Here is a 21291-nt window from a genome sequence, read left to right on the forward strand (position 1 = left end):
AGCTGTTGGATTTGAGCGAGGTGTCGGTCACGCAGAATTTCTTCGATCTCGGGGGCACTCGCTGCTTGCCGTTCAGGTGCAACGCCGCCTCTCGACGCTCGTCGAGCATCGGATCAACATCACCGATGTCTTCCGCTTTCCGACCATTCGAAGCCTTGCCAGCCATCTGGGGGGCAAGACCGCCGATGCAGCGGCCGCAGATGCCGGCCGCGCTCGTGCGTCCGCGCGCCTCAGAGCACGTGGTCGCGGCAGGCCAACGGTTCTGGAGGCCGTTTGATGTCAGACGTCGATCTCGCTTCCGGCTCCATCGCCATCATCGGCCTCGCAGGCCATTTCCCGGATGCGCGCAACCCCGGCGAGCTGTGGCAGACACTCGCCGATGGCCGCGAAGCGACCAGGTGGCTCAGCGACGAAGAGCTTCTCGCCGGCGGAGAGAGTGCCGCCGCCCTATCCGACCCGAACTATGTCAAGGCAGCAATGGTGCTGCCGGACATGGATCGGTTCGACGCCGGCTTCTTCGGCTTCTCGCCACGCGAAGCGGCAATTCTCGATCCGCAGCACCGCCATTTCCTCGAGGCCTGCTGGGAAGCGCTGGAGGATGCGGGACACACTCCGGGCAGGTTCCCCGGCGCCGTCGGCGTTTTCGGCGGGTGCGGAATGCAGGCCTACATGGCCTACAATCTCCTGAGCAATCGCGAACTTGTCGAGAAGGTGGGGCTCTTTCTGCTGCGGCACACCGGCAATGACAAGGACTTCCTCACAACGCGCGTCTCCTACCTCCTGAACCTCAAGGGCCCCAGCATCGGGATTCAGACGGCTTGCTCGACCTCGCTGGTCGCCGTGCATGTGGCTTGCCAGAGCCTTCTCGCCGGTGAATGCGACATGGCGCTTGCCGGCGGCGTCACGATCGAGGTGCCACACGGCCGGGGCTATCGGTTTGCCGAAGGCGAGATCCTTGCGGTTGACGGACATTGCCGCGCCTTCGACGACAACTCCAGCGGAACGCTTTTCGGCAGCGGGGTCGGCGTGGTGGCGCTGCGCCGCGTCGAGGACGCCCTGGCGGATGGCGACCAGATTTACGCTGTGATCCGAGGCAGCGCGGTCAACAACGACGGGTCGCGCAAGATCGGCTATCTCGCGCCGAGCGTCGAGGGCCAGACCCAGGCGGCATCAGAGGCACTCGCCATAGCGCAGGTCGACCCGAGCACCATCGAGTACATCGAGGCACATGGCACCGGTACCGTCGTCGGCGATCCCATCGAGCTCGCGGCGCTCGCCGACGCGTACCGTGGCGCGGCGCGGGGCTCGATCGGCGTCGGCTCGATCAAGACCAATATCGGCCATCTCGATACCGCCGCGGGCGTGGCTTCATTGATCAAGGTCGCCCTCGCGCTCAGGCACGGGACCCTGCCTGCTTCTCTCAACTTCAAGACACCGAATTCGCGCTTCGCTTTCGCGGAGAGTCCGTTCCACGTGCTTTCCGAGGCCCGCAGCTGGGCGCCGAGCGCCAGGAAGCGTCGAGCCGCCGTCAACGCACTCGGGGTCGGCGGAACAAATGCACACGTAATTGTCGAGGAATCGCCCGAGCGGCCTGCCGTTCCACACATCGCCATGCCTCACCTCGTGCTCCTGTCGGGGAAGACGAAGGAATCTCTCCTGGGGCTTGCGGATAAATGGCGCACGTACCTCGCGGCGCCACCGCGGGAATTTGCAGCGTTCGATGCGGCTTTCACGACTCAGGAGGGCCGTGATCATTTCACCCATCGCAAGGCGATCGTGGGCTCGAACGCCGTTGAGCTCCTGAGCGCGCTCGACGGCAGGGGCGCCAGAGCCGGCTCGGCAACTGGCGTCGCCCGCGCCAAGCCCAAGGTTGTTTTCATGTTTCCGGGCGGCGGTGCACAGTATCCCGGAGCGGCCAAGCGGCTCTACGCGACCGAAGCCGTATTCAGGCGTGCGGTCGACGACTGTTTTGCGCAGATGCCGTCGCGCGCGCCGGCGGACCTCAAGGCTCACATGTTCGAGGGCGCCGGGCCCGACACGTCGGCTGCACTCGAACATCCGACGCGGTCCATCCTGGCGATCTTCATCATCGAGTACGCGCTCGCCAGACTTTGGCAGCATTGGGGTGTACGGCCCGATGCCGTCATCGGTCACAGCTCGGGGGAGTATGCGGGCGCTACGGTCGCCGGCGTCATGACTCTCAAGGATGCCCTGTCGACCGTTACATTGAGGGGAGAGATCTTCGAGGCTGCTCCAAGGGGAGGGATGCTCAGTGTCAAGGCCGGAGAGGCCAAGGTTCGGGCGCTCATGGGAGACGATCTCGATCTCGCTGCGGTCAACGCAGCGGAGCTCACGGTCGTTTCGGGCGGGACCGAAGCCCTGGCTGCGTTCGCTGGGCGTCTCAAAGAGCTTGGAATAGATTCAGCGCCCGTGCGTATCGATGTGGCCGCCCACTCGCGGATGCTCGATGCTGCTCTGCCCGGATTCGACGGCCACTTGAAAACGATCGAGCTCAAGGATCCCAGTATTCCGTTCATCTCCAATCTGAGCGGAGCCTGGGCCGCTGCGGGAGATGTCAGCAACTCCGGGTATTGGGTACGCCATCTGCGCCAGACCGTCCGCTTCGGCGATGGCCTGAGTGCCGCTCTCGACAGGCCGGACACGATTCTCCTGGAGGTCGGTCCAGGTCAGGCCATGTCGGCTCTCGGTCGCCTCGCAGGTGGACGGGAGGAGCCCCTTGCCGTTGTTGCCTCTCTGCCTGCCGCTGCCGATGACACCGATGACGCCGTGTTTGCGCGTACGTCCGCAGGCGCCCTTTGGGCCCACGGTGTGGAGCTCGACTTCGAGGCGCTGCGGGGAAGCAACGTCAAACGGCGGATCTCGCTTCCGACGTATGCCTTCGACAAGCAACGTCACTGGATCGAGCCAGGCAGGGCCGCCGCTGCGGACATGCCCGCAAGCGACGAAATCGCTATCACACGCACCGCTGACATCGACAAATGGTTTTCGGCGCCTCAATGGCTACCTAAGCCCTTGGTCTGCGCCAACATCGTCGTAAGACAAAGATGGCTGGTCTTCTCGGGCCAGTCCGCTCTTTCGCGGGCCGTTGTCGAGCGATTGACCCATGAGAGCGCTCTGGCTGCAGAAGTCGTAGCCGGGGAGCGCTTCGAGAGGATCGCCGAGCGCCGCTTTTCGGTGAGGCCCGATTGCCCGACCGACTACGATCAACTTATCGATGCCTTGAGCGGCATCGACGTCGAGCCCAATAATATACTTCATCTTTGGTCGCTCGAGGCGCCCGGTCCGGACCTCACGCGCGGTACGGTCTCCCAGCCGCTCGGGTTCGACAGCATTTTCTGCCTGGCGCGCTCGATCCAGATGGCCGGCATCGAGAGCGGCACTCATCTCGCAATCGGCACGAGCGGAACCGTCTCGCTCGAAGACCCGGGCCACTCGCGGCCGGACCGCGCAGCGCTCGTCGGAGCGGCGCGCGTCCTGCCGAAGGAGATGCCGGGGCTTGCAGCCAAGCTCATCGACGTCGCTTCAACTCTTGATCCGGACGTAGCCGCTGCAAGGCTCCTGGAGGAGGCGGCGTCCAGCTCACTTGACAGCCTGGTGACGCTCGGAGCGGGTGGGCGATATGTCCTTGGCGAGGTGAGCACGGGAGAGCCGGCGCCGAACGCGAGCTCGCGCCTTCGAGAGCGCGGCGTCTATCTGATTACGGGTGGCCTTGGCGGCATCGGTTTCGAGCTTGCGGAGCATCTTGGCCGAACACTGAAATCGCGGTTGGCCTTGACGACGCGTGGGGCGTTTCCCGACCGGGCCGATTGGCCAGCCATAGCCGCGAGCGGAGATCGCGGGCCCGTTGCCGATCGGGTCAGACGGCTCCTGGCCCTTGAGGCGGCCGGCGCCGAATGCGCGGTGATCCGCGCCGATCCGACCAGCTTCGATGAGACGTCGAGGGCGTTGAGCGACATCCGGGCTCGGTTCGGCAGCATCAATGGCATCATCCATGCGGCTGGCACGCTCGATGACGGCCTCGTCGCGACGAAGCCGCTTGACCGCGCGCACGCCGTTCTGAGCGCAAAAGCCCTCGGGGCGCTCATTCTGAATGAGCTCCTGCCTGCGGGCACACTCGATGTCTTTGCCGTGTTCTCATCGACGAGCGCGTCGGTCGGCCTTCCCGGGCAGATCGACTACGCGGGAGCCAACGCCATCCTCGATTCCATTGCGGCGAGCCGACCCGATGGCCTCTCCATCGCATGGGGGGTGTGGAGCGACGTCGGCATGGCGGCCCGGGCTACGGGACGCGACCGGCGCTCTCGAACGGCACATCCTGACGAGCATCCTCTCCTCGGCGCCGAGACGGTCGATGAACAGGGCATCTCGTTCACATCGGTGCTCAAGTCATCCGATCACTGGGTGATGTCCGAGCATAAAGTCCGGGGACGACCAGTTCTTCCGGGCATGGCATACCTCGAGATGCTCGTCGCCGCGGCGAGGCGCGCGGGGTTCAGCAGAATACAGATCGACAATGCAAGCTTCATTGCTCCCCTCCCAGCCGATGCTGATGGTGAGCGCGAGCTGAGGACGCGTCTCGATCGCGGCAGCGGAGGATGCTACGAAGCGACGATTGAAAGCCGCACCGGGGACCAGGCTGATTGGCTGCGGCATGTTTCGGCACGCCTCTCGGAGGCTGGCGCGCGACCGGAGCCCGCTCTCGAGCTGTCGTCACGCCGTGACCCTGTGCCGGCAGATCTCCACACCATGGCGACGCGCGGCCTTGAGCTCGGTCGGCGCTGGATGTGCCTGGATTCGGTTGAGCGTTCGGCGACCGAGGTCGTGGCGTCCATCAGCCTGAAGAGCGAATTTGCAGACGATCTGCAACAATTCAGCGCGCATCCGGCGACTCTCGACGTCGCGGCGACCGTTGGCCTGTTCGCCCTGCCGGACCACGACGAGGGAGGGAAGCTCTTCGTTCCCCTGTCCATCGGATCTTTCAGGCTGTATGCACCGCTGCCTCGGACCTACCGGGCATCTGCGAAACTCAAGGCATCTCCCGGCGCAGGCCACGCACTGTTCGATGTCGAGCTCACCGCGCCCGATGGTCAGCTCCTCGTCGACATCCGCGATCTCGCCATGTGGAACGTCCAAGGCCCTGATTTCCTCGTGGGGCACGAGGACAAGCCGAGGGAAACCCAGCCGCCCATACTCGACCGACTGGTCGCAGCGGGCATCCGCCGCGAGGAAGCCCCCCGCCTCTTCACCGCCGCGTTCGCGAGTCCCGGCCGAAAGGTGATCGTCACTCCGACGCCTCTCAGCACGCTTCGCGCGGCCTTCCAGCCGAAGCCTGCTCTCCGACGGAAGAGCCCCGCCAAGGCCGCGGCGACCGACGGGTTCTCAGGTGGTGACGATATCGAGGCGAAGATCTCTCTAATGTGCGCCGACATCCTGGGCCTCGATGCGGTCGATCCGGATACCGACATCCTCTCCTATGGCGGAGGCTCGCTCATGGGCGTGCGCCTCTTCGTTCGGATCAAGAAGGAGCTTGGCGCGGAGCTCACGTTGAGCGCTCTGTTCCAGGCACCGACAATTCGAGAGCTCGCAGCGCACGTGCGTAGCTTGACGGCGCCGAAGCCTCAGGAGCGAGTTCTGCCGGCCGCAGCCGGAGCCGTCGGCGGTACGGAGCCGCGCCCTGCGATCCAGCCCTGGTCTCCGCTCGTCCGCATCAAAGCGGGCTCTGGTTCGAGGCGCCCGCTGTACTGCGTCCATGGCTCCGGCGGCAATGTCGTCATGTTCAAGGCAATAGCCGATCGTCTGACCGGCGGGCGTGGCATGTATGGGCTGCAGGCGCGCGGCACCGATGGCAAGCTTCCACCTCATGAAGACATTGCCGAAATGGCTTCGTGCTACCTGGAGGCCATTCGCCAGGTGGATCCACTTGGTCCTTATCATCTTGCCGGGTATTCCGGTGGCGGCGTCATCGCTTACGAAATGGCTCAGCAATTGATATCAAGCGGCGCAGAAGTCGGCCGCCTCATCATGATCGATACACTTGAGCCGACGGAGAATTTTATCCATGGTAGACTGGACAAGCTAAAGCAAATCACCAGGATCGGCGCTCGGTCGCTTCTGAGCTGGCCTCGCGGAAGATTGGAGCATATCATAAGAGAACGGTTCGCCGGCAATGTCAGGGCCGGCAGGATTCCGAAACACGCTACGTCGTTTCAGATCGCAGAAGTGTTGATGACGGACGCTTACTTTCGTGCTCAGGATGAATATAGGCCGAAGCCTTATGCGGGCGACTTGCTGCTGTTTCGGGCCAGCCGAAGGAGTTTCATTTACGCATGCAGCGGAAACGAGCTTGGATGGAGCAAGTTCGTCAGTGGCCCTATTCGCACGGTTAGCGTAGACGCGGACCACGCCACCGTGCTGTCGCCCCCGCGATCGATGCCCTCATGGTCACACTGAATCGCGAGCTGGAGGCAACGGATGTCGAGCCATCTCGATTCGAGACCCAAGAGGCGGCGTGACGGGGCTTAGATTGCTCACTATCCTGATTGTCGCAGGCGCGACCGCCGCAGCGCTCGTAACGGGAGCAGCCGTGAGGACGTCATGGCGGCTGACGAATCCTCCAGAGTATAGCCATCCATTTCCACCCGGCTTTGTGTATAAGGAGACGCCGCTCACGGTCGCCGGACTGGCTTTCGAAGAAAGCCAGGTAGAGGCGAAGGATGGCACGTGGATACGCGGTTGGCTCGTTCCGGCGCCTGATCGCTCCAAGCGCATCGCCGTCATCTATCTTCACGGGCGTGGAGGCGACCGCCGCTCCGTGCTGCCTCTGCTCCCAATGCTCCACCAAGCCGGGGCGGCAGTCGCCTCGTACGATCTGCGCGAGAACGGGCTCAGCGACGGCAGTGGCGCCGGAACGGGGCTCGCCATGCGGGAGGCGGAGGACGCACGAACGGCGACGGACGTCCTGCACAGCCTGGGCTATGAACGCATTGTTCTCATGGGCTGTTCGCTTGGTGCATCGGCCGCCATCCTCGCGTCTGCGGGGAACCCGATCGTCGCCGGCGTGGTGTCCGACAGCGCGCTTGCGAGCGTCGGTACCTTCGTAAGGGATGGGACGCTGCGCCGTCTCACGGAACTGGGATTGGCCAGCCCTGCCGTTGCCGATAGCTTCGCTCGCTTTGTGATGTGGATCACAAAGATGAGGCTCGGCCTTTCCCGGCTGGAAGATCCCATTGCAAAGATCTCGACCGAACATCCGATCCTCATTATCCACGGTAAGGACGATTCGATCGTTCCCATCCACCATGCGGTCGACCTTGCGGCACGTGCCGGGAGCGCGGCGCAGACATGGCTCGTCGACGGTGGCGGCCACTGCGACAGCCATACGGTTGACTCAGGCGGCTACCGTGAGCGGCTGTCCGAATTCCTGAGAACTTTACCGAGTCGGCCCGCCTCGTCCGTCAGATCGGAGGGGTAGCGAAAGCGGCTTCCCCCCGCGCCTTTGCCGTTCTAGAACCGCCCGACCGAAAGGCCAATTCCGGCAGGCGCCATGACCGACCTTCCCGACATCTTCACCCGCGCCGAGATCCTCGTGCAGGCGCTGCCGCACATGCAGCGCTACGACCAGGAGATCGTGGTGGTCAAGTACGGCGGGCACGCCATGGGCGATCCGGCGGCGGCCGAGGATTTCGCCGAGGACATCGTGCTGCTGGAGCAGGCGGGCGTGAAGCCGATCGTGGTGCATGGCGGCGGCCCGCAGATCGGCGCCATGCTGGACAAGCTCGGCATCAAGTCGGAGTTCGCCGACGGCCTGCGCGTCACCGACAAGGCGACGGTCGAGGTGGTCGAGATGGTGCTCGCCGGCTCCATCAACAAGCAGATCGTCGGCACCATCTCCGCCGAGGGCGGCAAGGCGATCGGCCTGTGCGGCAAGGACGGCAGCATGGTGATCGCGCGCAAGGTGACGCGCACCACGGTCGATCCGGATTCGAACATCGAGCGACACGTGGACCTGGGCTTCGTCGGCGAGCCGGAGCGGGTCAACCGCGCCGTCCTCGATGCGGTGCTGGCAGCGGAGCTGACGCCGGTGCTGGCGCCGGTCGCGGTCGGCGAGGATGGCGCGACCTACAACATCAACGCGGACACCTTCGCCGGCGCCATCGCCGGGGCCATGCGTGCCAAGCGCCTCCTGCTGCTCACCGACGTGCCGGGCGTGCTCGACAAGAACAAGAAGCTGCTGCCGGAGCTCACGGTCGAGCAGTGCCGCGAGCTGATCGCCGACGGCACCATCACCGCCGGCATGATCCCCAAGGTCGAGACCTGCATCTACGCGCTGGAGCAGGGCGTGGAAGCCGTCGTCATCCTCGACGGAAAGGTGCCGCACGCCTGCCTGCTCGAGCTCCTCACCGACCACGGTGCCGGCACGCTGATCCGCAAGTAACGGGCGCCAGCCGCGGGTCCGCGACCCGCCGGCAGCGTGAGCCATGCGCTGAGGGATAGGCTCGCCTGCCGAATGCGGGCAGCTTCGCCGTTGCAACGCCGCAGTTGTGGGCGCCATAGAGGGCCGACGGTGGTCGGTCCTCGGCTGTCGTCGGACAGCGAGCGCGGGCCGCCGATGCATCCTCTGCGGCGGCCAGGCCCGCTCTCCTGTGCGCGGAGGCCCGAGCGCCGATGATCGGAATCGTCCGGCTAGCCCTTGCACGGCCCTACACGTTCGTCGTGATGGCCATGCTGATCATGATCTTCGGCGTCATGGCGGCGCTGCGCACGCCGACCGACATCTTTCCCGATATCAAGATCCCGGTCATCGCGGCGGTGTGGAGCTACACCGGCCTGCCGCCGGACGAGATGTCCGGCCGCATCATCTCGGTCTATGAACGGTCGCTGACGACCACCGTCAACGACATCGAGCATATCGAGTCGCAATCGCTCGCCGGTTACGGCATCGTCAAGATCTTCTTCCAGCCCAACGTCAACATCAACACGGCGAACGCTCAGGTCACGGCGATCTCGCAGACGGTGCTGAAGCAGATGCCGGCCGGCATCACGCCGCCGATCATCCTCAACTTCAGCGCCTCGAGCGTGCCGATCCTGCAGGTGGCGCTGTCGAGCAAGACGCTGTCGGAGCAGCGCCTGGCCGACACGGCGCTCAACGTCATCCGGCCGCCGCTCGTCACCGTTCCCGGCGCCGCGATCCCGTATCCGTACGGCGGCAAGAGCCGGCAGATGCAGATCGACCTGGACCAGCGCGCCCTGCGCTCCTACGGCCTCGCCGCCCAGGACGTGGTGCAGGCGCTGACGGTGCAGAACCTGATCACGCCCGTCGGCACCCAGAAGATCGGCAAGTTCGAGTACACCATCAGCCTCAACGACGCGCCCAAGCGGCTGGTCGAGTTCAGGGATCTGCCGATCAAGGTGGTCAACGGCACCGTCGTCTACATGCGCGATGTGGCCAACGTCCACGACGCCGCTCCGCCGCAGATGAACGTGGTGCAGCTCGACGGCCAGAAGGGCGTGCTCATGTCGATCCTGAAGACGGGATCGGCGTCGACGCTCGACATCATCTCCGGCATCAAGGCGGCGCTGCCGGCGGTCAAGGAGATCCTGCCGCCGGGGCTCGACCTCAGGCTGGTCGGCGACCAGTCGGCGTTCGTCCAGGAGGCGGTGTCCGGCGTCATCCGTGAAGGCGTCATCGCCGCGGCGCTGACCGGGCTGATGATCCTGATCTTCCTGGGCAGCTGGCGCTCCACCTTGATCATCACGGTGTCGATCCCGCTCGCCATCCTGGCCTCGGTCACCGTGCTGTCGATGCTGGGCGAGACCATCAACGTGATGACGCTCGGCGGCTTGGCGCTCGCGGTCGGCATCCTGGTCGACGATGCGACGGTGACCATCGAGAACATCAACTGGCACCTGGAGCAGGGTAAGCCGATCGAGACGGCCATCCTCGACGGCGCCCAGCAGATCGTCGTGCCGGCGACCGTGTCCCTGCTCTGCATCTGCATCGCCTTCGTGCCGATGTTCGGCCTCGGCGGCGTGGCGGGCTACCTGTTCCGGCCGCTAGCCGAGGCCGTCGTCTTCGCCATGATCGCCTCCTACATCCTGTCGCGCACGCTGGTGCCGACCATGGCGAACTTCCTGCTCAGGAATCAGGTCCACCACGGGGCCCATGGCGGCGAGGGGTCGGCGAAGCCCAGCCGCAACCCGCTCGTCGCCTTCCAGCGCGGCTTCGAGCGGGGCTTCGAGGCGATCCGCAGCAGCTATGTCGGGCTGCTGCACCTGGGCTTGCGCAAGCGCGTCTGGCTGATCGCCGGCTTCCTCATCGTCGCGGGCGGTTCCTTCGGCCTGGTGCCCTTCCTCGGGTCGAACTTCTTTCCCGATATCGATTCCGGCGAGATCAAGCTGCACATCCGGGCCCAGACGGGCACGCGGCTCGAAGCGACGACGGCGCTCAGCACCCGTATCGAGGAGGCGATCCGCTCGGTCATCCCGCCGGCCGAGCTGCGCAGCATCGTCTCCAACATCGGGCTGCCGATCAGCGGCATCAATGTCGCCTACGGCAACTCCGGCACGATCGGGGTCGGCGATGCCGATATCCTCATCAGCATGAACGAGGACCACGGCCCCACGGCCGACTATGTGCGCGCCCTGCGCGAGCTGCTGCCGCGGCAGTTCCCAGGCACGGTGTTCTCGTTCCTGCCGGCCGACATCGTCTCGCAGATCCTCAACTTCGGCTCTCCGGCGCCGATCGACCTGCAGATCTCCGGCCCCAATCTGGAGGCCAACCGCGCCTTCGCCAACACCCTTGCGGCGCGCATGCGCATGGTGACGGGACTCGCCGACGTGCGGGTGCAGCAGGCCTTCCAGCAGCCGACTCTCTACGTCGGCTTCAACCGCACGCTCGCCGGCCTGGTCGGTCTCACCGAGCAGAACGCCGCCACCAGCATGCTGCAGACGCTGGCGGGGAGCAGCCAGACCAACCCGATCTACTGGCTCAATCCCGACAACCAGGTCTCCTACCCGGTGTCGATCCAGACGCCGCAATACGCCATGGACAGGCTCGAGGGCCTGCGCAACCTGCCGCTCGCGGCCAACGGCAACTCACAGCTGCTCGGCGGCCTGGCCCGTTTCGAGCCGACCTCGTCGAACGCGGTGATCAGCCACTACAACATCCAGCCCGTCATCGACATCTACGGCACGCCGACAGTGCGCGACCTCGGCGCCATCGCCTCCGACGTCCGCAAGATCATGGACGAGATGACGCCGCAGCTGCCGCGCGGCTCGCGCATGGTGCTGCGCGGCCAGGTGGCGACAATGCTGTCGGCCTATCAGCAGCTGTTCATCGGCATCGGTTTCGCCATCGTGCTGATCTACCTGCTGATCGTCGTCAACTTCCAGTCCTGGCTCGATCCCTTCGTCATCGTCCTGGCGCTGCCGACGGCGCTCGCCGGCATCGTCTGGATACTGTTCGGAACGGGTACGACGCTGTCCGTGCCGGCGTTGACCGGGGCCATCATGTGCATGGGCGTGGCCACCGCCAACTCGATCCTGGTGATCAGCTTCGCGCGCGAGCAGCTGGCGGCCGGAATGACATCCTTCCAGGCGGCGCTCGCCGCGGGCTCGACCCGGTTTCGTCCGGTGCTGATGACGGCCCTGGCGATGATCATCGGCATGGCGCCGATGGCCATCGAGCCGGGCCAGAATGCGCCCCTTGGGCGCGCCGTCATCGGCGGCCTCGTCTTCGCGACCTTCGCCACCTTGTTTTTCGTGCCGGCCCTGTTCAGTCTCGTCCACGCTCGTGATCACGCCAAGACAACCGCGGCGCAGCCCAGCCTCGCCGATGGCGCGGCGCCGGCATGACGCGTCGACGCATCGGCACGGGCACCGGATCGAACGGCACGGCGGCCGCCCCGCCTGCGTCGCTGCCGCCATGGAGCCTTCAATGTCTTCGGACGAAATGAAGCTGGACGAAACCCGCGCGCCTGAACGTCGCGAGTCCGAGGCCCGAGCGCCGGAGACTCAAGAGTCCGTGGCCCACGAGTCCGGGAACCAGGAATCCGGAAACCACGAGCCCAAAGTGCGCGAGCCGAGGCCGCGGCGCCTGTTGCTGGTCGGCGTTGCGGTGATTGCCGGTGCGGCGGTGGTGGCCGTCAGCGGCATCCGCGGGCGCGCCAAGACGGAGCAGGAGCTCGCCGGCTGGACCCGGGAGCAGGCCGTGCCCTCGGTCGAGCTGGTGGCGCCGCAGCGTGGCAGCGGTGCCCAGGAGCTCATCCTGCCCGGCGATATCCAGGCGTTCTCCTCGGCACCGATCTACGCCCGGGCCAGTGGCTACGTGAAGGCCTTCTACAAGGACATCGGCGACCGGGTGAAGAAGGGCGACGTGCTGGCCACGATCGATACGCCGGAGCTCGACCAGCAATATGCCCAGGCCAAGTTCGACGTCGCCACCTCGGAAGCCAACTATGTCCTGGCCGACGCCACGGCGAAGCGCTACCACGCCCTCGTCGGCCGCCAGATCGTCTCGCAGCAGACCGACGACGAGAAGATGGGCGACGCCCGCGCCAAGAAGGCGACGCTGGACTCCGCCCGGGCCAATCTCGCCCGCATCGAGGCGCTGGTCGCCTTCAAGTCCCTCGTCGCCCCCTTCGACGGCGTCGTCACCGTGCGGTCGCTCGACATCGGCGCGCTGGTGAACGCGGGAGGCACGACGGGCTCCGCCCTGTTCCAGGTCGCCGACATCCGCAAGGTGCGTGCCTACGTGCGCGTGCCGCAGGCTTATGTGGCCGGGCTGAAGCCGGGCACCAAGGCGACGCTCGACCTCATCCAGTACCCGGGCCAGCACTTCGAGGCGACGCTGGTGCGGACGTCCAACGCGATCACGCAGGAGTCGCGTACGGCGCTGGTGCAGCTCGAGGCGGACAATCCCGACGGCAAGCTGTGGCCTGGCACCTACGCCGAGGTCCACTTCCACATCAGTCCGGATCCCAACGCGCTGCGCGTGCCGGCGACGGCGCTGATCTTCGGCGAGCGCGGCATCCGCGTGGCGACGGTCGACGTCAATGACAAGATCGTGCTGAAGCCGGTGCAGATCGGGCAGGACATCGGCGCTGACGTGGAGATTCTCTCGGGCATCTCCGCGACCGATCGCATCGTCAACGGGCCGCTGGAGACGATGGCGACGGGCGACAAGGTGCGCGTTGCCACCAAGACTGCGCCCGAGCCTACGGCCGCCGCCAGCAAGAAGAGCTGAAGCGCTGCGGGCCGTCATCTGCCCGTTTCCGCCGTCGCGGGCTTGGCCGGCTAAATCGCTTCGTGATTGGTTGGACTCATCCAATCACAAGAGAAGCGTTTCAGCTTGAGGGGACGAAGACGTCCTGTTGGGCAACATTCGAACAGGCCATCGGCCGGCGTTCCCCATCTGCATTGCAGCCATGGGCACGCGGACGGACGGTCACGTTCGTCTTAGTCTAGGTCATGTGACCTAGCAATTTGAGCAAACCCCACTTGTGGCCCGCTTCAATTCAGCAGCTCGTTTCTCAAAGATGCGCTCTTCTTCCGCTTGTCTGGCACGGTTGCGCTTCAGGAGGGCATCCATGTCGGCGCGGCCAGGCTCCTGGTCCATAGGCTGCGAAGGCGAGGGAGCATTGCGCTGCGCTTTCGCAAGGCAAACCGAGCCAAGCATGGTTGAAGCGGCTAACAAGCATAATCCTAAGGCATAGCGTTTGCGGGCTTTTTCTATCATGGCACCGTCACCCTAACATGAATTCAGGCAACGCCGGCGAAAATTATTTCGCCGATGAGAAGGTCCTGCTAGCGGGAACGTGACGGCGGGGCGGGTTTTCTTTTTAGAGTTATACTAAATTGCCGATCATATCGTGTAAAAATGTGTAATGTCGGCTCACGTTCGGGCGCCCACGCAATGTCCATCAATCCTTGGCTGTAGAGAACGAGCCGCTCAGTCGGTCTGCGCCCGTCGATCTGGTGTGGACACCGGGCTTGAGGTGCTTCGACACCGAGAGCGCCGAATTCGTGATGGCGCAGGGGGCGAGATGAGGCGATGCGGCTTGTGAAGGGGGCCGGCACGGGGCTCCGCGGCTGCGGACCCCCTATCATTTCAACAGGTGTTCCCCATGTTAACCCGTATGAAAAAGCTCCCATTCAGCTCGGAAGATATTGTCCTGCTCGTGCTTAGGGATCTCTACGGCTTTCACTACGAGCTTCGCCGGCGGTCTTTTGCGCTGCCGTTGACCGTGGGCCCGCAGTTCGAGACCGAGAGAGGAGCGAGAGCCGCGGGCGAGATCGCGTTGGTCGCGCTGAGACAGTCGATCGAAGCGACCGAATCGCCTTGAGACGGGAGACCCGCCACCTCGTGGTGGCGGGGGGCTGTTCGCGCTTTGCCCTGTCGTAGGCCAGCGCCACGAAGGGATCTAGAACGCCGCGTAGCCGCCGTCGATCAGGAAGGTATCGGCGGTGTGGTAGGACGAGGCCTTGCTCATCAGGTAGACGGCGATGCCGCCGATGTCGGACGGCTCGCCGAAGCGGCGCATGGGAATGCGCGGCAGCACGGCGCTCACGAACTTGTCGTTGCCGATCGGGCCGGCCGTCATCTCGCTCTTCACCCAGCCGGGCAGGATCGAGTTGGCCGTGATGCCGTACCGCGCCAGCTCGACGGCCAGCGCCCGCGTCACGGCGAGGAGGGCGCTCTTGGTCGCCGCGTAGTGCTCGTTCTGGGCGGTGCCGAAGACGGTGGCGAGGCTCGATGTCGGCACCAGCCGGCCGAACGGGTCGCCGGCCTTGGCGCGCTCGACCATGTGCCTGGCCGCCACCTGGAAGACATGGAAGACGCCGTCCAGGTTGGTCTGGAACATCGTGCGCCACTCCTCCTCGGTGCGCTCGATGAAGGGGCGGCGGCCACCGCCGCCGATGCCGGCGTTGGCGAAGCAGCCGTCGACGCGACCGTGCGCGTCCAGCGTCGCCTTCATGGCGTCCTCGATGGCGGCACGGCTGGTCACGTCGCAGACGCGCGCCTCGGCCTTGCCGGCCTTGTGCGCCACGAGCTGCGCCAGGGCCGCCTGGTTCTTCTCCGCGTTGCGGCCCCAGATCGAGACGGTGCAGCCGGCGCGCACCAGCGCGTCGGCCATACCCAGGCCGATGCCGCCGTTGCCGCCCGTGATCACGGCCACGCGGCCGCTCAGATCGAAATCGCTGTTCATGTGGTCCTCCCCGATTGCCGGTCTTCAGTCATGAGCTTGCCGCGCAGCTACCACGACCGGCAAGGCCACGGAAGCCTTCCTATCTAACGCTTGATCTGCCAAAAACAGCCGGGAAGCCGCCTGGTGCGGCGGGGGAAAACGCAGGGAAGAGCATGGCCTACTCCACGATCCAGACCGACCTGTCGGACGGCATCCTGACGCTGACGCTGAACCGGCCGGACCGGCTCAACGCCTTCACGGGCGAGATGATGCACGAAATGATCGACGCCTTCGACAAGTCGGACGCAGATGACGCCGTCAAGGCGGTCATCATCACCGGCGCTGGTCGCGGCTTCTGTGCCGGCGCCGATCTGGCGGCGGGCGGCGCCACCTTCGACCGCAATTCGCGCGAGGACCGGGAGCCGATCCCGCTCGGGGCGGACGGCCAGCCCGACGTCTCGCACGAGGCGGCTCGCGACGGCGGCGGCCGCGTGACCTTGCGCATCTTCAACAGCCTGAAGCCGGTCATCGCCGCCGTGAACGGCCCGGCGGTCGGCATCGGCGCCACTATGCAGCTGCCCATGGATATCCGCATCGCCTCGGAGGAGGCCCGCTTCGGCTTCGTCTTCTCCCAGCGCGGCATCGTCATGGAGGCCTGCTCGAGCTGGTTCCTGCCGCGCCTGGTGGGCATCCAGCAGGCGGCGGACTGGGCCTATTCCGGCCGCGTCTTCTCCGCCCAGGAGGCGCTCGAGGGCGGGCTCGTCAAGCGCGTCGTGCCCAAGGACGACCTGCTCCCTACCGCGCGTGCGCTCGCCCTGGAGTACACGCAGAAGACGGCACCGGTCTCGATCGCCCTGATGCGCCAGATGATGTGGCGCATGCTGGGTGCCGACCATCCGATGGAGGCGCACCGCGTCGACAGCCGCGGCATCTTCTACCGGGGCAAGAGCAACGACGTGAAGGAGGGCGTGACGTCGTTCCTCGAGAAGCGGCCGCCGAACTTCACCGACAAGGTGTCGAGCGACATGCCGCCTTACTTCCCCTGGTACGACGAGCCCAAATATCGCTGACGTGGTGCCCCGACGCGCCGTCGTCTTGCAGCGTGCACCCGACGCGTCGGGTGCACGCGTGGCCTCGCGTCGCTCGGAAGAAGTGCTCCGGATTCAAAAAGTTACGGGCATTTCTCTGCCCTTGGATGATCGCCGTCCAATGGCGAAATGCTCATAGCCTTTTGAAGCTGAAGCGCTTTCTCGCGATTGGGTGAGTCCACCCAATCGCAAAGCGCTCACATCTAGAGCGTGATCCCAAAAATTGGACGCCGGATTTTGGAAAAGATCATGCTTAAAGAATGACTTAGGCGAGATGATGGTTCGAGGAAAAATCATCTCGCTCTAGCCCCTGCGGTTCAGCAAGCGTCCCACCGTCCGGAGTGGCGCCGTCACCTTCCAGGAGGTCGATGCTTCCAGCGCAGCGATATGCCTCCTGAGGTGCTCGATCTCCGCCTGGGCGAGCTCGGTCACCTGTCGCTTCTCTTGTTCGGCATGGGCTCTTTCGGCATCTGTCCTTGGCGCATCCGGTCCGGGGGCCGTGACAAGCCGTGCACGGGCCGCCTCGATGGACCTGAAGATAGCCTCGTCCGATGCGTTGTCCGGCCGTTCGAGCCGCACCAGGAATTCCAGGGTGCCGCGGCGTGTCGGCTCAAAGTCCGCGACTACGAAGGGGAAGAGACCAACCGTGGCGCACTCCTCGGCGAGATCGAGGAAGCTCGCGGGCGTGAAGACCCAACAGTGGGCGTCGTTGTAGCGCGGCTCTGCGTGAAGCCGTGTGACGAGTTGAAGGGCAGGCTGCAATCGGCTGAGCACTTCGCCCCGGCGGGTGCTTGGGTCGATCCGTCCCGCCCACGCCTCCGAGAGGTCGACTGCGACCCCGAGGGAGGCCGTATCGAACACCTGGCGGAGCGATGGTCGTTTCGATTGCAGCAGATGGGCTTCGACCGCCTGCGACAGGGTGCTCACCTGCCGCAAGGCGTCGAAGGTAAAGCGCTTGTCGGGGATGATAAGGCCGAGCCGTCCGCCGGGACGAAGGACCTCCGCGATTTCGATCAGCCATCCGATCAGGTCGGGAACGTGCTCGACGACATGGCTCGCCACAACGTAATCGACGGGCTCGCCGACGACGGACAGGAGACGGGCACCTCCCCAGACAACGTCGACGTCAACAATGTTCTCGATTTTGACCGATGGATCGAACTGGCTGGCCTTGATCACCTCGGTGGGAGCATAGTCGACATAGCGGACGTTATGAATCCCCTTGTGAAGAAGCGGCGCATCACGCGGGCCGATCTCCAGACCGACTTCCGTGAGCCCAATCGATCCGATCGTACGTTCGAGCCGAGTCACTGGTATCTCTCCTGAAACTGCCCAGTTGACCTTACGTCAGCATGATAGATCAGATGGCTGGCAAGGCGAATTGTGACGTCCCTACGTCCAACGCGAGGCAGAGCGTAACGACCGAGATTGCTTCATGGCCTACGCCACGATCCAGATCGACCTCGCCGATGCCATCCCGCGGATGCACGCAGAGGATGGCGCCTCTATCGATAGCGCTGGTGTGGCGGATGCCGGGTGCCGAGCATCCCCATGGACGCCCACCGCGTCGACAGCGGCTGCAAGGCGAGCCGCCGGTGTCGGGGGCGCCCGGGTCAAGCGCGCGGCGCCGGACGTCAGGGCAGCGGCAAGCGTGGCCGTGACGAGGGGATTCGATCTGCCGCCAGCGCGACCCTTGCAGGATCGCGCCGGAGGGATTATCTCCGCCCCTCCGCTTTTGGGCGGCATGGCATGAACGAGCTGATTAAGCCGACACAAGACCCGGCCGGGATCGCGCCGCGCGGATTTGCGCATGTCGATACCTGGATATTCGACCTCGACAACACGCTCTATTCGCATGAAGCGCGGGTCTGGCCGCAGGTCGGGCAACGCATTACGCTCTATGTCGCCGAGCTGTTCGGGCTCGACGGCCTCTCTGCGCAGGCATTGCAGAAGTACTACTACCACCGCTACGGCACGACGTTGCGCGGCCTGATGGCGGAGCACGGCATCGACCCCGAGGACTTCCTGGCCTTCGCCCATGAGGTCGACCTCAGCCTGCTCGAGGCGAACGCCGAGCTCGGCGAGGCCATCGCCGCATTGCAGGGCCGCAAGCTGATCCTCACCAACGGCTCGCGCCAGCATGCCGAAAACGTCTGCCGCAAGCTCGGCATCCGCGACCATTTCGAGGACGTGTTCGATATCGCTGCCTCCGGCTTCGTGCCGAAGCCGGAGCAGCGGGCCTACGATCTGTTTCTCGAAAGGCATTGCATCGATCCGGCCCACGCCGCGCTGTTCGAGGACATCGCCGTCAACCTGATGGTGCCGCATGCGATCGGCATGACCACGACGCTGGTGGTGCCCAAGACGGTCGATCCGTTCCGCGAGGCCTTCGAGCAGGAGCCGGTGGTGGCGCCGCACGTCGATCACATCACCAACGACCTGGCCAATTTCCTCGTGGGCGCGATCGACAAGCAGGCCTAACATCGCTGGGGGGCGCTGAGCCGCAGCACGGAGGCGCCCCCACGGGGGAGGGCAGCATGGTTGATACGCTTGCGGACCAAGGCGCGGACGGCAATCCGAACGCGGAGCAGAGCGAGTACTGGAACGCCTCGCCGGCGGCCGAGTCGTGGACGTCGCTGCATGAGGACATCGACCAGCAGTTGGCTCCCCTGAGCGCCGCTGCCATCGGCGCGCTGGCGCCGCAAGCCGGGGAGCGCATCCTCGACGTGGGCTGCGGCTGCGGCGCCACTACGCTGCAGCTGGCCCGCCGGGTCGCGCCCGGCGGCACCGTCGTCGGCCTCGACATCTCGGCGCCGATGCTCGCGGTGGCGCGGCGCCGGGCAGCGGCCGCGGGGGTGACGGGCGTCGACTTCGTCGAAGCCGATGCGCAGACCCATGCCTTCGACAAGGGCGCGTTCGATGCCGTCTTCTCCCGCTTCGGCGTCATGTTCTTCGCCGACCCGGTGGCGGCGTTCGCCAATCTGCGGGCGGCCTTGCGGCCCGGCGGCCGGCTGGCCTTCCTGTGCTGGCGCAAGCCCTCCGACAACCCCTGCCTGATGGCGCCGTACAGGGCTGCCGTCGATCTGTTTCCGGTGCCGCCGGAGAAGACCGACCCGCTGGCGCCGGGCCCGTTCGCCTTCGCCGACGCGGAGCGCGTCGAAGGCATCTTGGTCGGCGCCGGCTTCACCGACGTCGCGCTCGTCCCGCACGACCAGCCGATCGGTGGCCACACGCCCGATCGCGCACTGCATCTGGCCCTGCATATCGGGCCGCTGGCCCGCCTCGTGCGCGAGCAGCCGTCGGTGGCGCCGCAAGTGACCGAGGCGGTGCGGGCGGTGCTCGCCGCCCACACCGGGCCCGACGGCGTCTACCTGGACTCCGGCACCTGGGTGGTGACCGCGCGGGCCTGAGGCAGGGCGGCTGAAGCTGCCGCCTTTCGCCCTGGAGCATTTCTCTTCGATCGGGTGGAACCACCCGATCAGGAAGTGTTCTAACGCCCGATCTGGTCCAGATTGACCCCCGTCGTCTCGATGCGGCACAGCCAGGTGACGAGGGCCCCGAGCAGCGACGTTCCGACCAGGATGTAGAGCAGGTTCTTGGTGCCGATGTCGGCGAGCAGGATCGGGAACAGAAACGCCGTGAGCACCGCGCCGCACTTGGCAAAGGCGGCGGCGGCGCCGGCGCCCTTGCCGCGCACCCGCGTCGGGAAGACTTCGCCGGCGAGCAGGTAGGTCTGCGCGTTGGGGCCGATGTTGGTCATGAAGTTGAACAGCATGAAGCCGGCGAAGATCAGCAGCGTCGAGGTCGTCCCTGTATAGTCCACCGAGAAGGAGGCCAGCAGCAGGCCCGCCGCGCAGCCGACGAAGCCCATCACCTGGAGCGGAATGCGGCCCACCCGGTCGGCCAGCACGACGGCGAACAGAATGCCGAGGATCAGCAGCAGGTCGATGAGCGCGGCGCCCTTGGCGGCCAGGATGTCGTTGTTCAGGAGGTCGGCGAGGTTGCGCACGTGGGCCGCCGAGTGGCCGAGCGAGGCCGCAAGGATGGTCGGCGTGAAGATGCCGATGCCGTAGGTGCCGAGATCCTGCAGGAACCAGGGAACCGAGGCGAGGATGGTGGCGCGGCGGTTCTTGGCATTGAACAGCACGCCGTAGTGCGCGGGCTCGTGCGCCTGCGCCGCATGGTGATGGTGGCGCGACAGCTCGACGGTCTTGGGATACTGCGGCTCGCGCTCCAGCAGCCGCTTCATTTCACGCTCGGCCCGGTCGACGAAGCCCTTGGCGAACAGCCACGGCGCGCTTTCGGTGATGAAGAAGCGGCCGATCGTGACGATGGCGGCAGGGATGATCGCGGTGGCGTACATCCAGCGCCAGGAGGTGACGTCGGTAATGTTCTTCAGGATCAGGTAGCCGATGACCGTGCCGGCGAGCGCGCCCACGGCCTGGAAGCCGAAAGCGGCGAGCACCAGGCGCCCGCGGCTGTTGCTCGGAATGCTTTCGGAAATGATCAGATGCGCGGTCGGGTAGTCGCAGCCCAGCGCGAAGCCGACACCGAATAGGAAGACGATGAGCCATGGGAAGCTCGGGCTGACCGAGAGCAACACGAGGAAGACCATGAAGATCAGCATCTCGGCGATGAACATGAACTTGCGGCCGAAGACGTCGGAAAGGCCGCCCAGCGCCAGCGCGCCGATCAGGATGCCGAACAGGCTCGCGGCGCCGACCAGGCCATGCTGGGCGGGCGTGATCGAGAACTCCTGCGCGATCAGCGGCAGGGCCACGCCGGTCATGAACACGACCAGGCCCTCGAAGAACTTGCCGGCTGCGGCGAGGCTCCAGATGCGCCATTGCATCGGCGTCATCGGCGTCGCCACCACCTCCGTGCCATCCGCCCACATCGGCTTTTCGTCGATGTAATCCTGGACCGTCCTGTGTCTCGCGTGCTCTTCGGCCGGCACGGGCGCGTTGATGTTCATGGCAGGATGTCCGGAGGAGGCA

Annotated in this window: 13 protein-coding genes; 10 read left to right on the top strand and 3 right to left on the bottom strand. The window is 65.5% G+C overall.

Features of this window, described 5'->3' with window-relative positions; genetic code table 11:
* Positions 1-76 precede the first annotated feature (76 nt).
* The 7 genes from ACZ5PO_RS19165 (at position 77) to ACZ5PO_RS19195 (ending at position 14363) form a co-directional block, all read left to right on the top strand.
* The gene (locus tag ACZ5PO_RS19165) at positions 77-277 is read left to right on the top strand and encodes an acyl carrier protein (RefSeq protein ID WP_464196920.1); all 201 of its coding nucleotides are present in this window, start codon (positions 77-79) and stop codon (positions 275-277) included.
* Positions 277-6471: a type I polyketide synthase gene (locus ACZ5PO_RS19170; RefSeq protein ID WP_464196333.1), complete on the top strand. Its 6195-nt coding sequence runs from the start codon at positions 277-279 to the stop codon at positions 6469-6471. Before ACZ5PO_RS19165 ends, ACZ5PO_RS19170 begins: the two co-directional genes overlap by 1 nt.
* Positions 6472-6667: 196 nt before the next feature.
* The gene (locus ACZ5PO_RS19175; RefSeq protein ID WP_464196335.1) at positions 6668-7492 is read left to right on the top strand and encodes an alpha/beta hydrolase; all 825 of its coding nucleotides are present in this window, start codon (positions 6668-6670) and stop codon (positions 7490-7492) included.
* A gap of 72 nt (positions 7493-7564) precedes the next feature.
* Positions 7565-8455 carry an acetylglutamate kinase gene (gene argB / locus ACZ5PO_RS19180; protein WP_464196337.1) on the top strand — a complete coding sequence of 297 codons (891 nt, stop codon included), beginning with the start codon at positions 7565-7567 and terminating at the stop codon, positions 8453-8455.
* Between the two features lie 230 nt (positions 8456-8685).
* Positions 8686-11874 (top strand): efflux RND transporter permease subunit, encoded by a 3189-nt coding sequence (locus ACZ5PO_RS19185; RefSeq protein WP_464196339.1) that lies wholly within the window; start codon positions 8686-8688, stop codon positions 11872-11874.
* A 217-nt stretch (positions 11875-12091) separates the two neighbouring features.
* Complete coding sequence (locus ACZ5PO_RS19190) at positions 12092-13264, top strand: efflux RND transporter periplasmic adaptor subunit (protein ID WP_464196341.1); 1173 nt, start codon at positions 12092-12094, stop codon at positions 13262-13264.
* A gap of 880 nt (positions 13265-14144) precedes the next feature.
* The gene (locus tag ACZ5PO_RS19195; RefSeq protein ID WP_464196343.1) at positions 14145-14363 is read left to right on the top strand and encodes a hypothetical protein; all 219 of its coding nucleotides are present in this window, start codon (positions 14145-14147) and stop codon (positions 14361-14363) included.
* 78 nt (positions 14364-14441) lie between these two features.
* On the opposite strand, the gene ACZ5PO_RS19200 is transcribed toward ACZ5PO_RS19195, so the two are convergent.
* Positions 14442-15227 (bottom strand): SDR family NAD(P)-dependent oxidoreductase, encoded by a 786-nt coding sequence (locus tag ACZ5PO_RS19200; RefSeq protein WP_464196345.1) that lies wholly within the window; start codon positions 15225-15227, stop codon positions 14442-14444.
* A gap of 152 nt (positions 15228-15379) precedes the next feature.
* Between ACZ5PO_RS19200 and ACZ5PO_RS19205 the strand changes: the two genes are divergently transcribed.
* The gene (locus ACZ5PO_RS19205) at positions 15380-16276 is read left to right on the top strand and encodes a crotonase/enoyl-CoA hydratase family protein (protein WP_464196347.1); all 897 of its coding nucleotides are present in this window, start codon (positions 15380-15382) and stop codon (positions 16274-16276) included.
* 321 nt (positions 16277-16597) lie between these two features.
* Here the strand turns inward: ACZ5PO_RS19205 and ACZ5PO_RS19210 are convergent, their stop codons facing one another.
* On the bottom strand, positions 16598-17605 hold the full coding sequence (locus ACZ5PO_RS19210; protein ID WP_464196349.1) for a methyltransferase domain-containing protein: 1008 nt from the start codon (positions 17603-17605) through the stop codon (positions 16598-16600).
* A gap of 438 nt (positions 17606-18043) precedes the next feature.
* On the opposite strand from ACZ5PO_RS19210, the gene ACZ5PO_RS19215 reads away from it, so the two are divergent.
* Entirely contained in the window at positions 18044-18775 is a 732-nt protein-coding gene (locus ACZ5PO_RS19215; RefSeq protein WP_464196351.1) for a pyrimidine 5'-nucleotidase, read from the top strand.
* 56 nt (positions 18776-18831) lie between these two features.
* Positions 18832-19704, top strand: coding sequence for a class I SAM-dependent methyltransferase (locus ACZ5PO_RS19220; protein ID WP_464196353.1), 873 nt, complete (start codon positions 18832-18834; stop codon positions 19702-19704).
* A gap of 80 nt (positions 19705-19784) precedes the next feature.
* Here the strand turns inward: ACZ5PO_RS19220 and ACZ5PO_RS19225 are convergent, their stop codons facing one another.
* Positions 19785-21269, bottom strand: coding sequence for an MFS transporter (locus ACZ5PO_RS19225; RefSeq protein ID WP_464196355.1), 1485 nt, complete (start codon positions 21267-21269; stop codon positions 19785-19787).
* Positions 21270-21291: the final 22 nt, after the last annotated feature.

Source organism: Chelatococcus sp. KU-N122, assembly GCF_055391085.1.

Excerpts from the sequence above, each read along its gene's own strand:
- ACZ5PO_RS19205 (WP_464196347.1), top strand. The coding sequence starts at position 15,380 with ATGGCCTACTCCACGATCCAGACCGACCTGTCGGACGGCATCCTGACG.
- ACZ5PO_RS19225 (WP_464196355.1), bottom strand. The coding sequence starts at position 21,269 with ATGAACATCAACGCGCCCGTGCCGGCCGAAGAGCACGCGAGACACAGG.
- ACZ5PO_RS19185 (WP_464196339.1), top strand. The coding sequence starts at position 8,686 with ATGATCGGAATCGTCCGGCTAGCCCTTGCACGGCCCTACACGTTCGTC.
- ACZ5PO_RS19200 (WP_464196345.1), bottom strand. The coding sequence starts at position 15,227 with ATGAACAGCGATTTCGATCTGAGCGGCCGCGTGGCCGTGATCACGGGC.
- ACZ5PO_RS19170 (WP_464196333.1), top strand. The coding sequence starts at position 277 with ATGTCAGACGTCGATCTCGCTTCCGGCTCCATCGCCATCATCGGCCTC.
- ACZ5PO_RS19215 (WP_464196351.1), top strand. The coding sequence starts at position 18,044 with ATGAACGAGCTGATTAAGCCGACACAAGACCCGGCCGGGATCGCGCCG.
- argB (WP_464196337.1), top strand. The coding sequence starts at position 7,565 with ATGACCGACCTTCCCGACATCTTCACCCGCGCCGAGATCCTCGTGCAG.
- ACZ5PO_RS19195 (WP_464196343.1), top strand. The coding sequence starts at position 14,145 with ATGTTAACCCGTATGAAAAAGCTCCCATTCAGCTCGGAAGATATTGTC.
- ACZ5PO_RS19220 (WP_464196353.1), top strand. The coding sequence starts at position 18,832 with ATGGTTGATACGCTTGCGGACCAAGGCGCGGACGGCAATCCGAACGCG.